The sequence below is a fragment of the Nitratireductor aestuarii genome (genome assembly GCF_014641695.1).
Lineage (GTDB): Bacteria > Pseudomonadota > Alphaproteobacteria > Rhizobiales > Rhizobiaceae > Chelativorans > Chelativorans aestuarii.
This window is the reverse complement of sequence record NZ_BMIF01000007.1, coordinates 98703-121777: the sequence shown is the minus strand read 5'-3', so window position 1 is coordinate 121777 and position 23075 is coordinate 98703. Positions and strand designations below refer to the sequence as shown.

Annotated in this window: 23 protein-coding genes, 1 other RNA gene and 1 riboswitch; of the genes, 13 read left to right on the top strand and 11 right to left on the bottom strand. The window is 60.6% G+C overall.

Annotated features, from left to right (window positions below; all coding sequences use genetic code 11):
• Positions 1-74: 74 nt before the first annotated feature.
• Positions 75-273, bottom strand: a riboswitch (cobalamin riboswitch).
• Between the two features lie 38 nt (positions 274-311).
• The 5 genes from IEX27_RS12485 to pobA form a co-directional block, all read right to left on the bottom strand.
• A complete protein-coding gene (locus IEX27_RS12485; RefSeq protein WP_188721390.1) occupies positions 312-1382 on the bottom strand; it encodes a 3-carboxy-cis,cis-muconate cycloisomerase in 1071 nt (356 codons plus the stop codon).
• 149 nt (positions 1383-1531) lie between these two features.
• A complete protein-coding gene (gene pcaG, locus IEX27_RS12480) occupies positions 1532-2146 on the bottom strand; it encodes a protocatechuate 3,4-dioxygenase subunit alpha (RefSeq protein ID WP_188721389.1) in 615 nt (204 codons plus the stop codon).
• A 2-nt stretch (positions 2147-2148) separates the two neighbouring features.
• Positions 2149-2889 (bottom strand): protocatechuate 3,4-dioxygenase subunit beta, encoded by a 741-nt coding sequence (gene pcaH / locus IEX27_RS12475; RefSeq protein ID WP_188721388.1) that lies wholly within the window; start codon positions 2887-2889, stop codon positions 2149-2151.
• Between the two features lie 37 nt (positions 2890-2926).
• A complete protein-coding gene (gene pcaC / locus IEX27_RS12470; protein WP_188721387.1) occupies positions 2927-3340 on the bottom strand; it encodes a 4-carboxymuconolactone decarboxylase in 414 nt (137 codons plus the stop codon).
• A gap of 31 nt (positions 3341-3371) precedes the next feature.
• Positions 3372-4541 carry a 4-hydroxybenzoate 3-monooxygenase gene (gene pobA, locus IEX27_RS12465; protein WP_188721386.1) on the bottom strand — a complete coding sequence of 390 codons (1170 nt, stop codon included), beginning with the start codon at positions 4539-4541 and terminating at the stop codon, positions 3372-3374.
• A gap of 108 nt (positions 4542-4649) precedes the next feature.
• Between pobA and IEX27_RS12460 the strand changes: the two genes are divergently transcribed.
• A complete protein-coding gene (locus tag IEX27_RS12460; protein ID WP_188721385.1) occupies positions 4650-5582 on the top strand; it encodes a helix-turn-helix domain-containing protein in 933 nt (310 codons plus the stop codon).
• 7 nt (positions 5583-5589) lie between these two features.
• On the opposite strand, the gene IEX27_RS12455 is transcribed toward IEX27_RS12460, so the two are convergent.
• The 3 genes from IEX27_RS12455 to IEX27_RS12445 form a co-directional block, all read right to left on the bottom strand.
• Positions 5590-5823 carry a hypothetical protein gene (locus tag IEX27_RS12455; RefSeq protein ID WP_188721384.1) on the bottom strand — a complete coding sequence of 78 codons (234 nt, stop codon included), beginning with the start codon at positions 5821-5823 and terminating at the stop codon, positions 5590-5592.
• A 413-nt stretch (positions 5824-6236) separates the two neighbouring features.
• On the bottom strand, positions 6237-7565 hold the full coding sequence (gene aptA, locus IEX27_RS12450) for an omega-aminotransferase AptA (protein WP_188721383.1): 1329 nt from the start codon (positions 7563-7565) through the stop codon (positions 6237-6239).
• A gap of 82 nt (positions 7566-7647) precedes the next feature.
• On the bottom strand, positions 7648-8289 hold the full coding sequence (locus IEX27_RS12445; RefSeq protein ID WP_188721382.1) for an alpha/beta hydrolase: 642 nt from the start codon (positions 8287-8289) through the stop codon (positions 7648-7650).
• A gap of 176 nt (positions 8290-8465) precedes the next feature.
• Here IEX27_RS12445 and ettA point away from each other — a divergent pair, with 176 nt between their 5' ends.
• Positions 8466-10115 carry an energy-dependent translational throttle protein EttA gene (gene ettA / locus IEX27_RS12440; RefSeq protein WP_188721381.1) on the top strand — a complete coding sequence of 550 codons (1650 nt, stop codon included), beginning with the start codon at positions 8466-8468 and terminating at the stop codon, positions 10113-10115.
• 149 nt (positions 10116-10264) lie between these two features.
• Positions 10265-10630, top strand: coding sequence for a response regulator (locus IEX27_RS12435; protein WP_244630354.1), 366 nt, complete (start codon positions 10265-10267; stop codon positions 10628-10630).
• Positions 10631-10656: 26 nt separating this feature from the next.
• On the opposite strand, the gene IEX27_RS12430 is transcribed toward IEX27_RS12435, so the two are convergent.
• Positions 10657-10977: a DUF2293 domain-containing protein gene (locus IEX27_RS12430; RefSeq protein WP_188721380.1), complete on the bottom strand. Its 321-nt coding sequence runs from the start codon at positions 10975-10977 to the stop codon at positions 10657-10659.
• Between the two features lie 127 nt (positions 10978-11104).
• On the opposite strand from IEX27_RS12430, the gene IEX27_RS12425 reads away from it, so the two are divergent.
• Both IEX27_RS12425 and metF read left to right on the top strand, forming a co-directional pair.
• Positions 11105-12091 (top strand): ArsR/SmtB family transcription factor, encoded by a 987-nt coding sequence (locus IEX27_RS12425; protein ID WP_188721540.1) that lies wholly within the window; start codon positions 11105-11107, stop codon positions 12089-12091.
• Positions 12091-13008 carry a methylenetetrahydrofolate reductase [NAD(P)H] gene (gene metF / locus IEX27_RS12420; protein ID WP_188721379.1) on the top strand — a complete coding sequence of 306 codons (918 nt, stop codon included), beginning with the start codon at positions 12091-12093 and terminating at the stop codon, positions 13006-13008. The genes IEX27_RS12425 and metF overlap by 1 nt, the downstream gene beginning before the upstream one ends.
• A 347-nt stretch (positions 13009-13355) precedes the next feature.
• Here the strand turns inward: metF and IEX27_RS12415 are convergent, their stop codons facing one another.
• Both IEX27_RS12415 and IEX27_RS12410 read right to left on the bottom strand, forming a co-directional pair.
• Positions 13356-14297, bottom strand: a complete 942-nt coding sequence (locus IEX27_RS12415; protein ID WP_188721378.1) for a DMT family transporter — start codon at positions 14295-14297, stop codon at positions 13356-13358.
• Positions 14298-14404: 107 nt separating this feature from the next.
• Positions 14405-15214, bottom strand: a complete 810-nt coding sequence (locus IEX27_RS12410) for a glycoside hydrolase family 25 protein (protein WP_373869880.1) — start codon at positions 15212-15214, stop codon at positions 14405-14407.
• 310 nt (positions 15215-15524) lie between these two features.
• Here IEX27_RS12410 and IEX27_RS12405 point away from each other — a divergent pair, with 310 nt between their 5' ends.
• The 8 genes from IEX27_RS12405 (at position 15525) to rsmH (ending at position 23075) form a co-directional block, all read left to right on the top strand.
• Positions 15525-17843, top strand: a complete 2319-nt coding sequence (locus IEX27_RS12405; protein WP_188721377.1) for a Tex family protein — start codon at positions 15525-15527, stop codon at positions 17841-17843.
• A 236-nt stretch (positions 17844-18079) separates the two neighbouring features.
• Positions 18080-18280, top strand: a complete 201-nt coding sequence (locus IEX27_RS12400; protein WP_188721376.1) for a hypothetical protein — start codon at positions 18080-18082, stop codon at positions 18278-18280.
• Between the two features lie 119 nt (positions 18281-18399).
• Complete coding sequence (locus IEX27_RS12395) at positions 18400-19107, top strand: J domain-containing protein (protein WP_188721375.1); 708 nt, start codon at positions 18400-18402, stop codon at positions 19105-19107.
• Positions 19092-19853, top strand: coding sequence for an N-acetylmuramoyl-L-alanine amidase (locus tag IEX27_RS12390; protein ID WP_188721374.1), 762 nt, complete (start codon positions 19092-19094; stop codon positions 19851-19853). The genes IEX27_RS12395 and IEX27_RS12390 overlap by 16 nt, the downstream gene beginning before the upstream one ends.
• Positions 19854-20023: 170 nt before the next feature.
• Complete coding sequence (locus tag IEX27_RS12385) at positions 20024-20695, top strand: lytic transglycosylase domain-containing protein (protein WP_188721373.1); 672 nt, start codon at positions 20024-20026, stop codon at positions 20693-20695.
• 81 nt (positions 20696-20776) lie between these two features.
• An RNA gene (gene rnpB / locus IEX27_RS12380) (RNase P RNA component class A) lies at positions 20777-21168 on the top strand.
• A 426-nt stretch (positions 21169-21594) separates the two neighbouring features.
• Positions 21595-22059, top strand: a complete 465-nt coding sequence (gene mraZ / locus IEX27_RS21385) for a division/cell wall cluster transcriptional repressor MraZ (RefSeq protein WP_244630353.1) — start codon at positions 21595-21597, stop codon at positions 22057-22059.
• On the top strand, positions 22056-23075 hold the full coding sequence (rsmH, locus tag IEX27_RS12375) for a 16S rRNA (cytosine(1402)-N(4))-methyltransferase RsmH (RefSeq protein ID WP_244630352.1): 1020 nt from the start codon (positions 22056-22058) through the stop codon (positions 23073-23075). The genes mraZ and rsmH overlap by 4 nt, the downstream gene beginning before the upstream one ends.

Below are 23075 nucleotides of genomic sequence, written 5' to 3'. Positions count from 1 at the left end.
GTTGCGCCCCAGGTCCGCCAGCGATGACTTCCGTCACCACTGCGAAGACCACAGCCCCGGAAGCATCCCGCATCCGGTAGGTGACGCCCAAGGCAGGTTTCCTGGCTCGCGTTTCAACGGTTTCCCCGCCTTCCCGGACTTGTCGTCCAGTGGCAATTGGAGAGACCTCCACGCTCACAGTTGCGGGAGCAGCTACGGTATGCGGGCTATTGCCCTCCGTATTCCCTTTTAACCGCTCGCGAAACGAGCGGCACCTTGAGTGAAATGCGATATAACCAATGCGCTATCACGCGGTCAATGCGCCCTTCTTGCTAAACTGAGCGATTGACCCCGTTGAACGAGATGTTCTGTGCAAGGTTGCTGGCCAGCCGCAGTGCCGCTGCGGTTGCCACCACCATCTGGGGCAGGAGCATCCATTCCAGCGTCCAGGCAGCTCCCGAGCGCTCGTTCTCATGCACGACCGAGTGGTGCATGCCGGACAGAAGCGTTGCGTTGAAGCGCGCAAGTGTCACCAGCACCTCGGCTGGAACCGGGTTCTTCTTGTGCGGCATGGCGGACGATCCGCCGCCTGTTGCGAGGTTGATCTCGCCGACCTCGTTCTGCGCCATCAGCGCCACGTCCTGCCCGAACTTGCCGAGGCTTCCCGTGATGAGCGACAGCACCGACGCGAAGGCGGCAATACCGTCGCGCTCGGTGTGGCGCGGCTGGTCGACCGGCCGGAGCTTGAGTTCTGCTGCCATGTCGGCGGCGACGAGGTTGCCCTTGCCGTCGAACTTTTCGAGAGTTCCTGCGGCGCCGCCGAGGTGTAGCACCTCGACGTCTGTACCGACTGCCTTGAGCCGCGCGCGGTCGCGCAGGAGCGGATCACTCCAGGAGCGGATCTTGCGGCGAGCGGCAACGGGAATTGCAGCCTGCATGCGGGTGTGCCCCATCACTTCCACCGCCCCGTCGCGGTCTTCGAGTGCGTCAAGGGCGTTGATGACCTGTTCCAGCCGCTCGTCCAGAAGGACGATCGCCTTGGCAAGCCGAAGTGCCAGCGCCGTATCGATCGCATCCTGACTGGTTGCTCCGAAATGCAGATGCGGGCGGAGGTCGTCGCTGAGCTTCGCCCTCAGCTGCTTGAGCAGGGCAGGGATCACCACACCGTCGTTGCCGAGACCAGTGGCAATTGCTTCCACGTCGGGCGTGAAGCCGTTGAGGGCTGCTTCGATGGCGGGTACGGCTTCCGCCGGAATGATGCCATGCCGGCTTTCCGCGCGGGCAAGTGCGAGCTCGAAACGCAACAGCGCATCGACCTCGGCTTCGACCGAAAAAAGCGCCGCCGCCTCTTCATCTCCAACCAGTTTTGTAAAGAATGGGTGGTCGATGGCAGCGGCGCTCATGAGGGTCCCTCGCTCTGGATCGCGATGAAGTCGGTTCAGATAGACCCGACTTTATAGACGCGATCTACTACAAAGAGATAGAGCGGGATGCGGGCGGAAAACCGCTTCACACTTTTCCTCATCCCGCTCCCTGGGGATGCCCGGGGGCATCAAATGTCGAAGAAAACAGTTTCCTTCTCACCCTGCAGGTGGATATCGAACTTGTAAGTGTTTCCTTCGCGCGGTGCAATGAGCGTAGGGACACGGTTCTGATGCTCAAGCCGCGTCAGAACGGGGTCGACCCGGTTTGCTGCATCTTCGTCGGCAAAATACATCCGCGTCTGCAGGCCCAGATTGATGCCACGGGCAACGATCCACAGGCTGATGTGCGGAGCCTGCATGCGCCCGTCGTTGAAGGGAACCTGACCCGGCTTGATGGTGCGGAACACGCATTCGCCGTTCTCCATGTCCGAGGCCATGCGCCCCCAGCCGGTGAAGTTGGGATCAGCCTTGCCGCGCGGCTCGTTGGGCGAATTGTAGAGCCCCTTCGCATCGGCCTGCCAGATCTCCACCAGCACGTCCTTGAGGACCGTGCCCGTCCCGTCGAACACACGAACGACGACGTCGATGCGCTCGCCAATGGTCTCGTCGTTCACCATCTCGCGGCCGAGATCGACCGGGAACACCCCTTCGATGCCCAGGAAATTGGGCGTGAGGCCGATATGAACGTAGGGGCCTGCGGTCTGCGAAGGCGATTCCTTCAGTCTGTTGAGCTCCTGCGCCATGATCAGTTGCCCTCCTTGCGATTTTCAAACAGGGTGGAATTGCTTCCACGCAGCACGATGTCGAACTTGTAGAGACGCGAGTCGAATGGCTGCGTCGCTTCCATGTCCAGCTTGGCGATAAGCCGCTCAATGGCGCGCTCGTCCGGAATGGTCCGCACGATCGGACACTTCCAGATCATCGGGTCGCCCTCGAAATACATCTGGGTGATCAGGCGCTGCACGAAGCCGGGTCCGAAGACCGAAAAGTGGATGTGCGCCGGGCGCCAGTCGTTGACGCCGTTCGGCCAGGGATAGGCGCCCGGCTGAACGGTGCGGAACCAGTAGCGTCCTTCCGCGTCCGTGACCGCGCGTCCGCAACCACCGAAGTTGGGATCGAGCGGCGCGAGATAGGTGTCCTTCTTGTGGCGATATCGTCCACCGGCATTGGCCTGCCAGAACTCCACAAGCGAGTTGGGAACCGGACGGCCATTCTCGTCCAATACGCGACCATAGACGACGATGCGCGGACCGATGGCGCTCTCGCCAGCCTTGGCGTAGTTGATCGTCAGGTCGTTGTCGAGTTCGCCCAGCAGGGCGTGGCCGAAGACCGGCCCGGTCACTTCCGACAACGTGTTCGGAAACGAGATCGGTGCGCGCTGCGGCGAGCGAACGACGGTGCTGCGATAGCCCGGCGCGAATGCCGGCGGATGCCAGCTACGGTCGCGCTGGAAGAAGCCGTGCACCTCGGGCAGTGAATTCTTCATGCATGTCCTCCATTCAATTCCTGTCGAGAAGCGGCTGTCAGGCCTGCGTCCCCGATGTTTTTCCCAGATCCTCGCCCATGTCTGCGAGAGTCTGCTTGATGATCTTGATCGCGTGATTGGCAGCCGGAACACCGCCATAGATGGCGACATGCAGCATGGCCTCGCGCAGGTCCTCGGGCGTCGCACCCGTGTTCACCGTCGCGCGCACGTGCATCGCCAGCTCTTCGTGCTGACCGAGGGCGGCGAGAAGGGCGATGGTCACGATCGAGCGTTCCCGCTTGGTCCAGTTGGGGCGCGACCAGACGTGGCTCCAGGCGGCTTCCGTGATGAGCTCCTGAAACGGCGCATCGAATTCCGTCTTGTTGGCCTCCGCGCGGTCGACCCAGGCATCGCCCAGCACCGAGCGCCGCGTGGCCATGCCCTGCTCATATCGCTTGGATTTCTCGCTCATTGTTCCTCGCTTGGGTTTTCAGATCGCAGCCTCAGTAGGGCAGGCCAACGTAATTTTCGGCGAGCGCCGTCCGGGCCGCAACGGATTCGAACAGATAGTCGAGCTCTGCGTGCTGGATCTTCTGGCCAAATGCGCCTTCCTCCGGAAGACGGTGGAGCGTCTGGGTCATCCACCAGGAGAACCGCTCAGCTTTCCAGACGCGTTGCAGCGCCTTCTGGGAATAATTGTCTATTCCGGCGCTCGAACCTTCAGCGTAGTATTCCCTAAGTCCGTCAAAGAGATAACGGACGTCGCTCGCAGCCAGATTCAATCCCTTTGCACCGGTGGGCGGTACGATATGGCCGGCGTCCCCCGCCAGGAAAAGCCGGCCGAAGCGCAGCGGCTCGGCAACGAAGGACCGGAGGGGCGCGATCGATTTTTCGATGGAGGGGGCCGTCTTCATCCGCTCCGCCTGTTCGCGCGGAAGGCGGCGGCGGATTTCGTCCCAGAAGCGATCGTCCGACCAGTCCTCGATCTTCTCGTCCAGCGCCACCTGGACATAGTACCGGATGCGCGTCATCGAGCGCATGGAGCAGAGCGCAAATCCGCGCGGATGATTGGCGTAGATGAGCTCGTGGCTGACCGGCTCCACGTCGGCAATGATGCCGAGCCAGCCGAAGGGGTAGATCCGCTCGTAGGTGGCGATTGCCTTCTCAGGAACCGAACGGCGGCTGACGCCGTGATAGCCGTCGCAGCCTGCAATGAAATCGCAATCAATCCGGTGCGTTACGCCGTCTTTCTCATAGGTGACATAGGGCTTGTCACCATCGAAATCATGCGGCTCCACATTGGCCGCCTCATAGATTGTCACGCCGCCGGTCGCCTCACGCTTGTCCATGAGGTCCTGGGTGACCTCGGTCTGGCCATAGATGATGACCCGTTTGCCGGTGAGTTCGTGCAGGTCGAGGCGGTGGCATCGCTCATCGAAGGCGATCTCGAAGCCGTCGTGGGGGAGGCCGATTTCGCGCATGCGGGCGCCCACACCTGCCTCATCCAGCATGTCGGCCATGCCTTCTTCCAGCACGCCTGCGCGGATACGGTTCAGGACATAGTCCTTCGACGCCCGCTCCAGGATGATGTTGTCGATCCCGGCATTGGTGAGCAGCTGCCCGAGCAACAAGCCGGACGGACCCGACCCTATGATTACAACCTGGGTTCGCATTGTCTCCTCCTTCAATGCTGCGGCCAGTCTGGAACGGTTATGTCGCCTTCACAATGGACAAAATTGGCGAATTGCTGCACTTTCTGATCATATGCCTGGGGGAGACATATGAGTAGCAGCAAAGTACCAAGTTACCGGCTGTACCGGCAGGGAACGGAGGACTCGGGTGACTTCTGGTTGCACGGAGAGACGCTTTCGCAGCGCAGCCAGTTGCACAATTGGGAGATTTCGCTTCATCGCCACGAGGGCCTGTTCCAGGTCTTTGTGCTGCAGCAGGGTGAGGGCGAACTGCTGGAGGGTGAGCGCCGTCGTCCTTTTTCCGCGCCCTGCGCCATCTATATCGCACCCGGCGCCGTGCACGGATTTCAATACGTCCAGGGCTCGGAAGGGCTCGTTTTCACCGTTCTTGAGGATAGGCTGACGCCAATTGGTGCGGCTGATCCGGCGATAGCCGAGTTTCTGGCGCAGTCGCGGACAGTCCCGTTTAGCCCAAATTCTGGTGAGCAGCTGCTGCTCATGGACCTCTCGGACCGTATCCACGACGAGGTTCAAGGTGTCAGGCCGGGTGGAAATCTGCTGCTGGAAGCTATGGTCACCGAGCTGATGCTGCGGCTGGCTCGTCTCCAGGTGAACCACGAGCATGGTGATCCGTCGCCGACGAGCAGGGAGCGCGACCGTCGCCGCATGCATCTGCTGATGTCGCTGTTGAGCGCCCACTGCCGGGAGCATAAACCGGTGAGCTTCTATGCAGAAAAGCTTGGACTTTCGGTTCCCCACCTGAACCGCATCGCCAGGAATGAGGCCCGCGCCAGCGTGCAGGAGCTGGCCGCCTTCCATCTGGTGCGCTTTGCCAAGCGTGAGCTGGTCTTTACCACCGCGTCCATTTCCAGCATCGCCTACGCGCTGGGCTTCCAGGATCCGGCCTACTTCAACCGCTTCTTCAAGCGCGAGACAGGAATGACGCCGGGACAGTATAGGGAATTGGAACGTCGCAGATTGGCCGGCGGTCAACCGCCGAAGATAATGGCGCTCGCAGAATAGCGACGAGCTAGCTCGCCGCAGTCGCAGGGTTGGAGCGGGTCCTTGCCTTGCCGCTGCGGCGGTCGTCAGCTTTGATACGCTCTACCTTGGCAAGCAGCTCGGCCCGCTTGGTTTCGAGTGCAACCATTTCCGCGCGGAGCCGCTCGAAGCGCTGATGATGGCGCCACGTTTTGTAGCCAAAGAACGATAGCGCACTGGCGACGATGACTGCTTGTACAAGAGCGAATTCCCAAGCCTGCATCACTCAGCTCCTTTTCAGTGCGTAAGCGGCTTCGACTTCATTCTCTGCCCATACATATAACAGGGCTGCGCTACACGTGCAAAGAAGACCGCTCCAGAGGATTATCCAGCTATCAGTTCTTGTCTGTTCCAGCAGCCATCCGATGAGCGGTGCAACCACGCCGCCGGCGAAGATCGCGGATGCTACTCCCGCAAGAAATGTACTGAAAACCCTCGCCTGCTCAATCGCCTCTTCGATCTTGCTTCATTGATCCTGCAGATGAAATTCTGTCGCGGTAAGGCTTTCGATGGTCTTGGACAGCGCGTCAGGCTCACTCATCGCTAAGGTCCCCCTCCCGCCCATTGGTAGACAAGAAGGGAACCAAATCCAAACGATGGTTGATTTTTAGCTGGTTAACCGCAATCCTGACGACGCTACTCGACCGAGGTCAGCACCTCGCGCAGGATGGTGACGATCTGGTCGATATGTTCCTTCTCCACGATCAGCGGTGGCGACATGGCGATGATGTCACCGGTCGTGCGGATCAGCAGGTTCTTCTCGAAAGCCTTGAGGAAGGCAGAAAACGCCCGCTTGGTCGGCTGCCCGTCGATCGGCTCCAGCTCTATTGCGCCGACAAGGCCTATGTTGCGGATGTCGATCACGTGCGGAGCATCCTTGAGCGAGTGCAGCGCATCTTCCCAGTACTTGCCGATTTCACCCGATCCGCGCGTGAGCAGCCCCTCGTCCTTGTACGTCTCCATGGTGGCGACACCGGCTGCGCAGGCGAGCGGATGGGCAGAATAGGTGTAGCCGTGGGCGAACTCGATCAGATGCTCCGGCCCGGTCATGAAAGTGTCGTAGATTTCCTTCTTCACGAACACGGCACCCATGGGAACCGCACCGTTGGTAACGCCCTTGGCTGCTGTGATGATGTCTGGCGTTACCCCGAAGGCGTCCGCCGCAAACGGCGTTCCCAGGCGGCCAAAGCCCGTGATGACCTCATCGAATATCAGCAGGATGCCGTGCTTGTCGCAGATCTCGCGCAGGCGCTGGAGATAGCCCTTCGGCGGGATCAGGACGCCAGTCGAGCCAGCGACCGGCTCCACGATCACGGCTGCAATGGTCGAGGCATCGTGCAGGCCGACGAGCCGCTCCAGGGTATTGGCGAGATCTTCGCCGCCGTGCTCCGGCTCCCCGCGGCTGAACGCGTTGCGGTCGGGCAGGTGGGTATGCGGCAGGTGATCCACGCCACCCACCAGGGTGCCGTACATCTTGCGGTTTCCGACGATGCCGCCGACGGCGGTGCCGCCGAAGTTCACGCCATGATAGCCGCGTTCACGGCCGATGAGCCTGGTGCGCGCGCCTTCGCCGCGAACCCGGTGATAGGCAAGCGCGATCTTCAGCGCCGTCTCGACGGACTCAGAACCCGAGTTCGTGAAGAACACGTGGTCCATGCCCTTCGGCGCGATCTCGACAAGCCGGTTCGCCAGCTCGAAGGCCAGCGGGTGGCCCATCTGGAAGGGCGGCGCATAGTCCATCTCGGCCGCCTGCTGCTGGATCGCCTGGGTGATCTTCGGCCGGCCATGTCCGGCGTTCACGCACCAGAGCCCGGATGTGGCGTCGAGCACCATCCGCCCATCGTCCGTGGTGTAGTGCATGTCCTTTGCCGCGACGAGCAAGCGGGGAGCCTGCTTGAATTGCCGGTTGGCAGTGAACGGCATCCAGAATGCTCTGAGGTCGTTAGGTCTAGCGCGGTCCAGCATGATCAGGTCTCCTCGAACAAAAGTGATCGGCGCGTCCCTCTAGCGCCGCCTTTGCCCGACGGTATCATGCCAAGACAGTCGGTCAAGCGACCTGATCATCGCTCCTGTCGGCGAGCATGCTCTGGATCCAGTCGGCGATTTCTTCGCTCAGATTCTGATTCAAGTTGCTCATTGATAGAGTCCGTTTCGCGACGTAACTCGTTGAACCGGAGTCGGAAAAAGCCTTTGCGCAGCGTCCGGGTCGAAGCGCGGCAATCGCGAGCCCAATAGGCATGGGAGCTTCGCCGGACCTTCGCAGAACTTGGCTTGGAACATCTGATCCGAGCCGAAACCGCTCCCAGTAGAGTAGGGCAAGGAGCAGGGCGCGCTTTGCAGCTGAGAGGTTCGGCGTGCCGCAAAAACCGACTGCGCGATATTGCCCCGGCAACCGATGCGCCAAAGACGCAGCGATCATGGCGCCGTAGTCGAGGCCGAGCAGCACGACCGGCAGGCCTGAATACTCGCTGGCAATTGCTTCTCTGCTGGTCTCTATCCTCTTGAGCAGAGCTTCGGTCGACGTGGAGATCGGCCCGTTGGTGACAAATGACTTCTCCACCCAGGGGATCAGCCCGCGAGCTTTGAGCCCGGAGGTGAGGGCGGCGAGGCGCTCCTGCTCGATCGGCAGGGCAATGATATGCACAACCGCCCTCGCGTCTTGCAGCATTTCGAGGCCGCTTTCAGCCATTCTGTGTTCATCTTTCAGTCTTGGCTGCATCGGTGACGTTGCTCCGGGCGACGCTTTCGCCTACATACGCGGCAGATTTCCTGATCCGGGAGCAGGCCTAGAGAAATCGGCTTATTTGCCAATAGGTTTCACGACCAGCCTTGCTCTTGTTCACAACACTGGAGCGTACCTGCCCTATGGCGCGTCAATTCATTTATCACATGTCGGGCCTGAGCAAGGCCTACGGGGCCAAGAAGGTCCTCGATAACGTCCACCTGTCTTTCTACCCTGACGCCAAGATCGGTATCCTCGGTCCCAACGGTGCAGGTAAGTCGACCGTTCTGCGCATCATGGCCGGCCTCGACAAGGAGTTCACCGGCGAAGCCTGGCTAGCTGAAGGTGCAACCTGCGGATACCTGCCGCAGGAGCCGCAGCTCGACCCTTCGCTCGACGTGCTCGGCAACGTGATGCTCGGCGTGGAGGCCAAGAAGGCCGTTCTCGACCGCTACAACGAGCTCATGATGAACTACTCGGATGAGACGGCGGACGAGGCTGCCAAGCTTCAGGACGAGATCGACAGCCAGAACCTGTGGGATCTGGATTCCCAGGTCGAGATGGCGATGGAAGCGCTGCGCTGCCCTCCGGGCGATGCGGACGTCTCCAAGCTTTCCGGTGGTGAAAAGCGCCGCGTGGCTCTCTGCCAGCTGCTTCTGCGCCAGCCCGACCTGCTGCTCCTCGACGAGCCGACCAACCATCTCGACGCCGAGACCACCGCGTGGCTGGAAAAGCACCTGCGCGAATATCCCGGCGCCGTGCTGATCATCACCCACGATCGTTACTTCCTCGACAACGTCACGGGCTGGATTCTCGAGCTCGACCGCGGTCGCGGCATCCCCTACGAGGGCAACTACACCGCCTACCTGCAGGCCAAGGCCAAGCGCATGGCGCAGGAAAATCGCGAGGAGGCTTCCCGCCAGAAGGCTATTGCCCGCGAACAGGAGTGGATTTCATCGAGCCCCAAGGCCCGTCAGGCGAAGTCCAAGGCCCGTATCAAGGCCTATGACGAGCTGGTTCGCTCTGCAAACGACCGTCGTCCTGGCGACGCGCAGATCGTCATCCCGACCGGCGAGCGCCTTGGCGACGTGGTGATCGATGTCGAGAACCTCACCAAGGGTTATGGTGATCGCCTGCTGATCGACGACCTGAACTTCAAGCTTCCCCCCGGCGGCATCGTCGGTGTGATCGGTCCGAACGGTGCCGGTAAGACGACCCTGTTCCGCATGCTGACCGGCCAGGAACAGCCGGACCAGGGTTCGATCCGCATCGGTGAGACGGTTCACCTGTCCTACGTCGACCAGTCGCGTGACTCGCTCGATCCTAACAAGACCATCTGGGAAGAAGTGTCCGGTGGCGCTGACGTGATCAAGCTCGGCAAGCACGAAGTGAACTCGCGCGCCTATTGCTCGTCGTTCAACTTCCGTGGCGGCGACCAGCAGCAGAAGGTTGGCTCGCTCTCCGGCGGTCAGCGCAACCGCGTCCATCTGGCCAAGCTCCTGAAGGAAGGCGGCAACGTTCTTCTCCTCGACGAGCCGACGAACGACCTGGATACCGAAACGCTGGCAGCGCTCGAAGACGCGCTGGAAAACTTCGCCGGCTGCGCCGTTATCATCTCCCACGATCGTATGTTCCTCGACCGTCTTGCCACCCATATCCTCGCCTTTGAAGGCGACAGCCATGTTGAGTGGTTCGAGGGTAACTTCCAGGAATACGAGGCTGACAAGATCCGCCGTCTCGGCCCGGATTCAGTCAACCCCAAGCGGGTGACCTACAAGCGCCTGACGCGCTAACGGTCGAAAAAATAATCATCGTCGGGCGGAACATTTTTCCGCCCGATGTCGTTTGGTGCCGATTGTAACTTGTTTGGGGGAGGTCCAGTGCTGGAAGTTGAGCTAGACGCCCATCTCACTTGCTTCCTTTGCAGACTGGATAACGGACATTGCATTCATCATTGAACAACCTGCGTATTTTTGTTGTTGAGGACGAGGCGCTCGTCGCCATGAATCTCGAGATGATCCTGGAAGACCTGGGCTGTCAGGTCGTCGGGCCTGCGATGCGTTTCGACAAGGCGCTTGCGATGGTGGACGATGGCGTAAAGGCAGACGCGGCAATCCTTGACGTGAACGTTGCCGGCCGGGAAGTCTTCCCCCTCGCGGAAAAACTGGGCGAACTCGGCATTCCGATGGTATTTGCCACCGGCTATGACCAGACCGGCTTTCCCGAAAAATGGTCGGCCAACCCTGCGGTGCGCAAGCCCTATACGCTTGAAGATGTCGAGAAGGCACTGAAACAGGCACTCGCGTAAGACTGCCGGCCGCCCCAATGGCAATCCTATTCCTGATCGAGGTCCTCGGGATCGAGGAGCCGCGTCGCGCGCCAGCTGGTCAGCACTTCGTTGATCTGATCGACCACGAAATAGCGCGCTGAATCCCTATCGTAGCCATCCTCCAGCAGGGCGTCATAGTCGCTGTGGTTGTGCCGGATATGCGTGATGGCTGCGAGCCACACGGCAATTCCCGGTGGCAGCGTCCGCAGCTTGCGATCATTCGAAGCAGCTCGAATCTGCTCGATATCGGCGTAGGGCGCTTGAGGCAGCAGCGTTGTCAGCGCCTTGGCGACGGCCTTCTGCCGGTTGGTCGACACACCCTTCATCGTATTCCCCGCAATCGCAACACACCGCTCATCCACACTTGCCTTTTCCCTCTTTCTGACATAAAGATATCTTTATGTCTTTCTGAATGGAGATCGGTCTGTGCGGCAAACACTCAGACTTGAAGCAATGGTGGATGTACTGAAGTCGGCGGCTGAACAGAGCCGGCTGCGCATTCTTGTTCTCCTGAATCAGACGGACCTGACAGTTTCCGATCTTACCGAGATTCTCGGCCAGTCGCAGCCACGCGTTTCGCGCCACCTGAAGCTGCTGCTGGAGGCCAATCTCATCTCCCGTTATCAGGAAGGTTCCTGGGCCTTCTTCCGGCTCTTTGACAGCGACGAGAGCCGCGCGCTGGTGCACGGGTTGATCAACCGCCTTGATCCCGCGGATCCGATTATCTCCCGCGATCTGGAGCGCCTTGAGGCGACCAAGCGCCGCCGGCAGGAAAAGGCTGCGGAATATTTTTCCCGCAATGCCTCCAGTTGGGATGAAATTCGCTCGCTTCACGTGCCTGACACAGCCATAGAGAATGAGCTGCGGTCGCTGGTTGGCGAGAAGTCGTTCCAGTCCATGGTCGATCTTGGCACAGGCACAGGCCGCCTCTTGGAATTGTTCGCGCCGCTTTATCGCCGCGCGGTGGGAATTGATCTTTCCCGCGAGATGCTGGCGGTGGCGCGTGCGAACCTGGACAGGGCAGGGGTTGCCCATGCGCAGGTGCGGCTTGGCGATCTTTACACGCCTCCGGTTGACCGCAACTGCAACGATCTGGTGACGATGCATCAGGTTCTGCACTATCTGGACGACCCGGCGACGGCGATCTATGAGGCAGCCCGGTTGCTGCGTCCCGGCGGACGATTGGTCATCGTCGACTTCGCGCCGCACGACCACGAATTTCTCCGTGAGGAGCATGCCCACCTGCGGCTTGGCTTCAGCGACCGGCAGATTGTCGAGTGGCTGGAACAGGCCGAACTGGAGCTTGAGGCCTCGCGCGAGATAGCCCCCGGCAGCGATGTCGAGAACGGTTTGACCGTCAAGCTCTGGCTTGCACGCGATCCCCGCATCCAGATCGCAGGCCCCGATACTACACATGCCGAAAGCAAGGAATTGGCTTGATGTCCAACTATCGCTTCTCCCGCCGCCCGGACTCTGGCGGCAATCTCAAGGTCTCCTTCGAGTTCTTCCCGCCGAAGACCGAGGAGATGGAAGCGCGCCTCTGGGAAACCGTCGTACGCCTTGCTCCGCTGAAACCCGAATTCGTGTCGGTCACCTATGGGGCAGGCGGCTCCACCCGTGAGCGTACCCTGCACACCGTTCAGCGTATTCTGAACGAGACCAACTTGACGCCTGCAGCGCACCTGACCTGCGTTGACGCTTCGCGCGAGCAGGTGGACGGCGTGATCAGGGAATTCGCGGCCATGGGTGTCAAGCGCTTCGTGGCGTTGCGCGGCGATTCCCCGGATGGCGTGGGCCAGGCCTATCGTCCGCATCCGGAAGGCTACACCAATGCCGCCGATCTCGTGGCCGCACTCGCGCGCCAGGGCGATTTCGACATCACCGTCTCCGCTTACCCGGAGAAGCATCCGGAGAGCCCGGACTTCGCGACCGACATCGACATGCTGAAGCGCAAGGTGGACAATGGCGCGACGCGCGCGATCACCCAGTTCTTCTTCGACAACGACGTCTACGAGCGTTACGTCGAGCGTGTGCGCCGTGCCGGCATCTACATCCCGATCGTCCCGGGCATTCAGACGGTGCACAGCTTCAAGCAGTTGACCAACTTCGCCAAGCGTTGTGGCGCGCACATCCCTGCATGGCTGGCTGACCGCTTCCAGGGGCTGGAGAATGATCCGGAGACCCACCAGCTGGTCGCCGCCGCCGTGGCAGCCGAGCAGGTTCTGGATCTGGTGGAGCGCGGCGTGCAGGATTTCCACATCTACACACTGAACCGGGCTGGGCTGCCGCTGGCCGTCTGCCAGATGATCGGCATCCGCCCTACGCCTGAGGCCGTTGCCCATTCTGTCGCTGCGTGACGGCCGAAAAGTACCTTACAAGAAGATAGAAGCAGAAAGGGCCGGATCAGTGATCCGGCCCTTCTGTTACCCAGAACATCTTGTTCCCAACTGCTGCTTTAAGGCAGGACCCCCATTATGAGTGCACCGACAAAAGCGAAAGCGGCGCAGATCGCAAGCACGTTTAACGGACGTGTTAGGCCCATATAGTTTGCCTCCTTTTGCAGACTATGGCGGGATTCTAACGCGTGAACGCGGTTTGCCAAGAAAATTATTTGCGGAAGTGAGGGCTTCCAGGAATGGAATTGCCTCCAAGACATTGAAGTTCCTGAGATTAACCATTCCCACTTTTTGTGGTTCACAATTGGTTAATCGCGCGACAGGTTAAGTCTTATGCGTCCGTCAATGACGAGAAGGCCGAATCCGATCAGCAGCATTCCCGCGATTTCGAACCATTCCAGATGCTCGCCGAGGAACAGTGCACCAAGAAGTATCGCGCTTGCGGGTACGATGAGCGTCACCAGCGAGGTGTTGGTTGCTCCCACCGACTGGAACAGAACGAAATAGATGATGTAACCGAAGGCTGTTGCCAGAAGCGCGAGGCCCAGCACGGCGCCCCACACGGGAAGGCTGTGGGTGAACAACCCATCCGTTCCGTAGACGATCAGGATGGTGGGCACCATGATGATCGCTGCAGCGGTGAACTGACCTGTCGCCACCACAGGCGCTGGGATGTGGCTGAACCGGCGGGCATACATGAAGCCAAGCCCGTAGGAGATGGACGTGCCGATCAGCGCCAGCTTGGCCCAGAGCGGTCCGCCGAGACTGTCGGCTAGTCCGGGTCCGATCATCACGCCAGTGCCGATGATGCCTAGCCCGATGCCAACGATCTTGGCTGTGGTCAGGCGAGCTTCAACACGGAAAGCCTGTGCGAGGATGGCAGTCCAGAACGGCGTCGTCGCGTTGAGGATCGAGGCAAGCCCGGCGCCGATCTCCGTTTGCCCAAGGAACATCAGCGTCCAGGGGAGTATGCTGTTGATCAGCGCCAGGATGAAGAAGCTGCCGGCCATCGGTAGGGCAAGCCGGAAGCTCGGACCTGCAATGAGCAGCCAGCATTGCAAGGCGATCGCCGCCAGCGTCACCCGAAACATGACGAGGGTGAGCGGCGCAATCTCGGCCACGGCGACACGGGCGAAGAAGAACGAACCACCCCAAATGGATCCGAGCAGCAGGATAAGTCCCCAGTGCTTGAGCGATACGGTTGCGGCGGTAGGCCTCTGTACTGCGGCGGCGTTCTTCAATTCGGTCATTGACCTCTCCAATCGCGGCAAGCGGTACCCCAAAACGGTGATGCGGGCAACGGAATGCAGCTGCTCGCCCTAGGGCCTCCTGCAAGCTCCTGCCACCCGAAAAGCACTCAGCGTGTGTGGTTCTTGAGCCAGCTCTGCCAGGTGCTCGCGCTGCCGTTGAAGACATTGATGTCGGCGTCGCCTCGGATACCTGGCAGAGAGCCCGTTCCCGTGTATTGCCAGAAGGTCCACGGATGTTTTCCGTAGAGGTCATCGGGATGAGCGGCCACCGATCGGAGCCAGAATGGATAACCCCGGAACTGCGCGAGCTCGTTTTTATCGAAGAAGTCGATCGTGGTGTAGATGATCGGCCGCTTGCCGTAGTGCCGCTCCAGCATGTTCAGGAAGATGCGCATTTCGGACCGGACTGTTTCCGGGTCCGGCCGGAGTTTGCAGCTGGGCGAAAGATGGTTCCACTCCATGTCGAGCACGGGCGGCAGAGCCGAAGGATCGCGCGGCACGTGCCGGATGAACCATGCGGCCTGCTCGGACGCGGGGCGGCAGAAATAATAGAAGTGATAGGCGCCACGCGGGATGCCTGCCTTCCTGGCCCCGTCCCAGTTCCGCTCAAAGTAATCGTCGAACCGGTCGCCGCCTTCGGTTGCCTTGATGAAGGCGAAGGAGATACCGTTGCGCCGGAGCGTGCTCCAGTCGACTTCGGCCTGGTACTTGGAAACGTCCGTGCCGTGGACGGGATAGTTCCAGGGAGCATGGCCTGCTCCCCACGGGTGAGGCTTGCGGTCTTCGAACCGTGGTCCGGAGCCAAGCTGCGGGGCGGGGGACGTCGGCGCGAGATCGTCGAGACGCATGGTGGCGCAGCCAGTCAGGGTAAGTGCTATGCCAAGCGACAATGCCACCAGGCGCATGGATTGGATCATGACTGGCAAAGCCCCGAATCATTGTGCTGAATGACAGTTCAGGGAGTAGGGCATGCCGAGAACGATTGCCAGAGTGAAATGGCCATCCGGCTATGCAGTCCTGGCTCGGGTCCTCTGGCCTCGCTCAATGACTGCAATGACTTGCCGGAGGTTGCTGACGATCTGATTCATCAACCTCGCGCATTGATTCAGCTTGAGCGCGGCGCGCGCCGCTCGCCGAACGTGAACTGAAATGCACAGAAGTTTTGGAGCTCGGCCTTGTGACTGCCGCTTTCGGGGCTATCTTCGCGCGCTTCAGGAATGAGGTAGCATGCAACACTTTCTGCAACGCCATGCGGCGATTATCGGCCAGGAAATCAGCGCCGGTGCAAATCAGGTTCTGGCAGCCATCGGTCTTCTTGATGAGGGCGCCACGGTTCCATTCATTGCGCGATACCGCAAGGAGGTCACCGGCGGGCTCGATGATACGCAGCTCCGCAACCTGTCGGAGCGGCTCTCCTATCTGCGTGAGCTCGACCAGCGGCGCGAGACGGTTCTGAACTCGATCCGCGAGCAGGGCAAGCTGACGGACGAGCTCGAGAAGAGCATCCTCACGGCGACGACCAAGGCGGAGGTTGAAGATCTCTATCTTCCCTATAAGCCGAAGCGGCGGACCCGTGCGCAGATCGCACGCGAGCGCGGCCTCGGTCCGCTCGTCGACGCGATCATGGAGAACCGGTCGGTCGAGCCTGCAAAGCTCGCCGAAGGCTTCATCACTGACGAAGTGCCGGACACCAAGGCCGCACTTGAAGGCGCGCGCGACATCATCTCGGAAGTGATCTCCGAAAATGCTGAACTCGTGGGCAGGCTCCGCACCCACATGAAGGATTACGGCATCGTCCGTGCCCGCGTTGTGGAAGGCAAGGAAGAGCAGGGCGCGAAGTTCTCCGACTACTTCGCTCATTCCGAAGCATGGAAAAATGTGCCGAGCCACCGCGCGCTCGCCATGTTCCGTGGCCGTAACGAGGAAGTACTGTCGCTCGATATTGAACTGCCGGAAGGCGAGGGTGGCGCTTCGGCTGCAAGTCCGGTCGAGGCGATGATTGCAGCTGCGTTCAGCATCGGCGGGACGCTTCCGGGCGACCGCTGGCTCCGCGATGTTGCATCCTGGACCTGGCGCGTGAAGTTGTCGCTCCGCCTGGTGCTCGACCTGATGGGCGAGCTGCGCGAGCGCGCCGAGGAAGAGGCGATCCGCGTCTTCGCCCGCAACCTGAAGGACCTGCTGCTGGCAGCCCCAGCCGGTTCACGCTCTACCATGGGCCTCGACCCCGGCATCCGTACCGGCGTGAAGGTTGCCGTCGTGGATGAGACTGGCAAGCTTCTCGCCACCTCGACGGTTTATCCCTTCCAGCCGCGAAACGATCTGCATGGCGCGCAGGCGGAACTGTCGAAGCTCATCCGCCAGCACAATGTGCAGCTGATCGCGATCGGCAACGGCACGGCAAGCCGCGAGACTGAACGCCTCGTGGCCGACTTGCTCGCAAAGCTTCCAGCCCCGAAGCCTACCAAGGTGATCGTCTCGGAAGCCGGCGCATCCGTCTATTCCGCGTCCGCGTTGGCAGCGGCCGAGTTCCCGGACCTCGACGTCTCGCTGCGCGGTGCAGTTTCGATCGCCCGCCGTCTGCAGGACCCGCTGGCCGAACTCGTGAAAATCGAGCCGAAGTCCATCGGTGTCGGCCAGTACCAGCATGACGTCGACCAGTTCCGTCTGGCCAAGGCGCTGGACGCGGTGGTGGAAGATGCGGTGAACGCCGTTGGCGTCGACCTCAACATGGCGTCCGTCCCCTTGCTCGCCCGCGTTTCGGGTCTTGGGCCGACGCTGGCCGAGGCTATCGTTGCGCATCGCAATGCCAATGGCGCGTTCCGCACGCGCAAGGACCTGTTGAAGGTTGCCCGTCTCGGGCAGCGCACTTTCGAGCAGGCCGCGGGCTTCCTGCGCATCCCCGATGGCGATGAGCCGCTCGATGCCTCGGCCGTCCATCCCGAAGCCTATGACGTCGCGCGCAAGATCGTCGCCGCCTGCGGTCGCGACCTTCGCTCCATCATGAGCGACGGCTCGGTGCTGAAGAAGCTCGACCCGCGCCAGTTCACCGACGAGCGCTTCGGCCTGCCAACGGTCAAGGACATCATGGCCGAGCTTGAAAAGCCGGGTCGCGACCCCCGTCCGGCCTTCAAGACTGCGACATTTGCCGATGGCGTCGAAGAGGTGAAAGACCTGAAGGTGGGCATGCTGCTGGAAGGCACCGTGACGAATGTCGCAGCCTTTGGCGCCTTCGTCGATATCGGCGTCCACCAGGACGGGCTCGTGCATATTTCGCAGCTGGCGGACCGTTTCGTGAAGGATCCGCACGAGGTGGTGAAGGCGGGCGACATCGTGAAGGTTCGCGTCGTCGAAGTGGACCTGAAGCGCAACCGAATTGCCCTTACCATGCGCAAGGATGGCGGCGGTGCGCCCGAGCCGAGGGATCGCAGTTCCGCGCCAGACCAACGTTCGCGCGGCGCTCCCCAGAAGCAGAGCAAGCCGCAGACCCAGAACGCCTTCGGTGCCGCATTCTCAAAGGCGCTTTCGGGCGCGGACAAGCGGAAATAGCCACAAAGAATCCTCCTCACGAAAGGGCGCCTCACCGGGCGCCCTTTTTTATTGAAGAATAGCCGGAACACTACGCAGTACATTGGATATAGCTTAGTAGTCAGCATGGTTATTGTTCGTAACACTCTGAAATATAACGATCTGACATCCAATGTTACGAAACAAAAGGCAGTAAACGCACATTTTCACCACGACCGCAGAATAGTCTCGGGCTTGCATGAAAAGGAGTAAGTGCGATGAGTAAAGTCTTATCTGGTATGATTGCGGGTGTGGCTCTCTTGGGGCTGGCCGCATGTGGCGACACTGACTCGACCACCACGCAGGGCGTTGACGGAACGACGCCGCCGCCGGCAGCCGCTCCGGACACGACCCCGCCAAGCACGACGCCGCCTCCGGCAGATACCGGTGGTATGGGTGGAAGCACCCCAGCGCAGTAACGATTGAGGCGCTTCGGCGTCTCCACGCAAGCAGAGTGCCGGCTAACCAGCTGGCCTTTGCTTGCCTTCGTATTGATTAAATCTCGTATTGATTTCCAGATCGTTCTAGACTGTGATTCATGACGATCTTGGAACACATCTCTGACATTCTCGCGCGTGCATCTGGAGGCGTACAAAGCCTCGTTGCAGCCATCCGTGATCTATTTCGGTCCGACCCTGAGCTGCGCCGCAAGGTGGCCTTTTCGGTTGCGCTGATTGCGCTTTCCGCGAAGATGGCCAAGGCTGACGGCGTGGTGACAACAAATGAGGTGAAGGCTTTTCACGAGTTCTTCGCCGTTCCTCCGCATGAGATGCGCAACGTGGCGCGTCTCTATAATCTTGCCCAGCAGGATATCGCCGGATTCGAGGCGTACGCAAAACAGATGGCGGGCCTCTGCCGTGGCGAAGCCCACGAGTGTGCCATGCTGGAAGACGTGCTGGATGCGCTCTACCACGTCGCCAAGGCTGACGGCGTGGTGCATGAGCGGGAGCAGAACTATCTCGCTCGCATCGCCGAAATCTTCGAGATCGACGAAACCCATTTCGCGCAGATCCAGGCACGCCACATTCTGGATGGCGAGGCGGACCCCTATGTCCTGCTCGGACTTCCTTCTGGTGCGACCGTCGACGAGGTCAAGAAGCGCTACCGCCAGCTGGTCGCTGAAAATCATCCCGACCGGCTGATCGCCCGCGGCGTGCCGGAAGAGTTCATCATCATTGCCAATGGACGTCTGGCGGCTCTCAACAATGCCTATGAGCGGCTGGAGCTGACATGGCGGAAGAAGTGAGCTTCCAGGCAGACTACCGGAAGGCCCGCGTGCGGCCTTCGCCGAACTTCGGCGAGCGCCGCGACGGGATCAGCCCGGATACGGTCATCCTGCACTACACCGGCATGGCAACGGCCAAGGGTGCTGAGGACTGGCTGTGCGACACGCGCAGCCAGGTTTCCTCCCATTATCTAGTCTATGAGGATGGTGCGACTGTCCAGATGGTGCCGGAGAAGGCGCGCGCCTGGCATGCCGGCAAAAGCTACTGGCAAGGTGAGACGGATCTGAATTCGCGCTCGGTCGGCATCGAGATTGTCAATCCTGGCCATGACTTCGGCTACACCGATTTCCCTGACGCTCAGATCGACGCGGTGATCGATCTCTGTCGCGACATCATGGCCCGTTGGTCCATTCCGGTGGAGCGTGTGCTTGCCCATTCCGACATCGCCCCCTCGCGCAAGATCGACCCAGGCGAGAAGTTTCCATGGAGACGGCTTGGCGAAGCGGGCGTCGCGTTTTTCGTCGAGCCGAGTACGTGCGAAGGCGGCGAAGTACTATCACCAGGCGACGAGGGGGAGGCCGTGGCGCAGTTTCAGCGCGACCTGGCGTGTGTGGGCTACGGTATCTCAGTCACCGGAACCTATGACGCGGAGACCGGGATCGTTACGAAAGCATTTCAACGACGGTTCCGGCCCGCAAAAGTCGATGGCATGGCCGATGCTGCAACGATGGAGACTTTGCGGTGGGTTATACAGAAATTGCGCTAACAGTTTAGCTGTATAATTTTCCATATTAATTTCTAAAATAAGTTTTTACTGACTTTGCCTTTATTTGGAGAAGATTATTAAGCAAATGGCCGGCCTCCGAACGGGGGGCTCCCGCGCAACCACTTAGCCGGTTGCATTTCTCAAACTGAGAAGTTCGTAAAGTCAGGCCAATGCATAATAAAAAACTGTTTGTGCTGGCAGCGGTTGTGGCCCTGCCATGCATCACCTTTGCTTCGTTTGTTCCATACTCTGACGCGCAGGCTGCTCCGGCGAGCGTTTCTCGGCAGGAACCTGCGGCTTCGCGTCTGCCTTGGGCTCAGCCTGCTCAGCGCCGCACGGTAGCTCCCGATCAGACTTCCATCAATGCCGCTCAATCCAAGGTCAAGCGGCCGAAGCGGAACGCTCCTTCCGCGCAGCGAAAAGTGCGCAGGCGTCGCGGAAATGGTGTGGCGCCGGTGCCCGCGCCGGATGTCGCTGAGTACAAGACGCTGGTGTCCAACTTTGCCCGCGAATATAACGTTCCGGTCGATCTGGCGAATGCCATCGTGACCGTTGAAAGCAACTACTACCCCAAGGCGCAGGGCGGCGCGGGTGAGGTCGGTCTCATGCAGATCAAGCCGGCGACGGCCCGCGGCATGGGATACAAGGGCTCCAGGAGCGGTCTCTTTCATCCGGAAACGAACATCAAGTTCGGCATGAAGTATCTGGCGGCTGCCTATAAGCTCGGCGGTAAGACCACCTGCGGCGCGGTGCTCAAGTATAATGCGGGCCATGGCGCAAAGCGCATGAACCCCATCTCCTCCGCATATTGTGCGAAGGTGAAGCGGTTGCTGCAGAAGTAACTGCGTGTTTCCCGTAAATATGCCTGCAATTCCGCTTTTGGGGATTGCAATGGTTGTGTGGGCTCCCTTATCTGCAGCATGCCAGCTGGCCGGACGGCCGCGCGCGCAAGTGTCGAAAGGCCGCGTGCGAGGAAAGTCCGGGCTCCATGGAACACGATGCCGGGTAACGCCCGGCGGGGGCAACCCCAGGGACAGTGCCACAGAAAGTAAACCGCCCCGACTTCTCGGGGTAAGGGTGAAAGGGTGGGGTAAGAGCCCACCGCGCGACTGGTAACAGGAGCGGCATGGTAAACCCCATCGGGAGCAAAACCGAATAGGGATGACACGAAGGGAAACCTTCAGGCTGTTCCGGCCGGGTCATTCGGGTAGGTTGCTTGAGGTCAGCGGCGACGCTGATCCCAGATGAATGGTCGTCACGTCGCCACCTTCGGGTGGCGGCCTTACAGAACCCGGCTTACAGGCCAGCTGGCATTTTCATTTTAATCGACGGATTACGGGTCCTTCGCACTCTCAGGCGTGCATGGGTCGGAGTCCTTTTGTCGCGCTCCTGAGGCTTCCACGGAAGGCCTCCATCATTTCTGCGAAGAGGGGGCGGGAGCGTCCGGGATCTCAACCATTCGTTAGTCTTAACAGGCGATAACAATTCCACATGTGACGAAGCTTCGAGTGCCCTCCGTACGGGATGATCCCATTGACGCCCATAGTACCCCATGTTATCCCAGCAAATCAGTTTGCTTATCTTGTTATCGGGGATTCAATCGGTTGCGACGCTGGCCTTGCCGGTGCGCGTCGAGGGTGTTTTGCCGTTCTTTCGAGCCGGGTTGGCAACCGGTGGGCGTGTGAGTGCACGATCATCATGGTGCGGAGGGGCGTAGCCCCATGGACGGTTGTTGCAGGGTATGGATCGGTTTCTTTCCAGTGCAGTGAACAGGATCGACGCGAAAGGCCGGGTCTCCGTACCTGCGCATTTTCGCGCCGTCGTTCAGAAGCGCGGATATACCGAGCTCTACGCCCTGCGGGCGCTGGATATTCCGGCGATGGACGTTGGCGGGCTGGATCTGCTGGATCGCTACGAGCAGCGCATTGCAGCCGAGGATCCGTTTCTTCAGACGGCGGACGACATGTCCTTCTTCATTCATGGCGATGGAGCGTTCCTGAAGCTCGACCAGGACGGGCGCATCACCATGACCGATTTCATCCGCGAGCATACGGGCATCACCAACGAGGTGGCTTTCGTGGGCCGCGGGCTGTTTTTTCAGATGTGGGAGCCGGAACGGCTCAAGGCCTATGGTGCGGAAGTGCGCGCGCGTCTCATGAAGTTGCGCCAGCAAGCCTCCGTTGGAGTAAAGGAAGACGTGCAATGAACGCTGCTTCGGAAAACAAGGGCAGCGATCAGGGCCGCCAACGCCATATCCCGGTTCTGCTTGAACCCGTCCTTGCCTCCCTCCAGCCGCGCGCCGGCCAGGTGATCGTCGACGGCACCTTCGGTGCGGGCGGCTATACGACGGCGATCCTGGAGCAGGGCGCGGATGTCGTCGCGATCGATCGTGACCCGGATGCCATCGCAGCGGGCGCGACACTCGTGGAGCGCTTCAAGGGGCATCTGCGTCTGGAGCACGGACCCTTCTCACAGATGGAAGAGCTGGTCGGTGAGAGCGTTGACGGTGTCGTGCTAGACATCGGCGTCTCATCCATGCAGCTGGATGAGGCCGAGCGCGGCTTCTCCTTCCGCTTTGACGGTCCGCTCGACATGCGCATGGCGCAGGCGGGTCTCTCCGCCGCCGATGTCGTCAACCGCTTCAAGGTTTCGGATCTGACCCGCATCTTCGGCATGCTGGGCGAAGAGCGTCATGCGGGCCGCATCGCTCGCGCCATAGAGAAGGTGAGGGCGGAGCGTCCCTTCGAGACGACCTCTCAGCTGGCGGAGCTGGTCGAGAAGACGATCGGCCGCAAGCCCGGCGACAAGATCCATCCGGCAACTCGCGTATTTCAGGGTCTGCGCATCTTCGTCAACGACGAGCTTGGCGAGCTTGGCCGCGCGCTGTTTGCAGCAGAGCAAATCCTGAAGCCCGGCGGTATCCTTTCTGTCGTGACCTTCCATTCCCTCGAAGATCGCATGGTGAAGCGCTTCTTTGCAGAGCGCTCCGGTGGCTCGGGGGGCTCTCGCCATCTGCCGGCGGCACATGCAGTCACGGCGACCTTCGAGAAGCCCGCCAAGGCTGTCGAGCCATCCCAAGCGGAAGTCGATGCCAATCCGCGGGCGCGTTCCGCCCGCCTTCGTTCGGCGGTGCGCACGTCAGCACGAGCCGGACGCGCTGATCTATCCATCTTTTCCATGCCGGCCCTTTCCCTGACCGGGGAAGGTAGCGGAGGTAGGTAA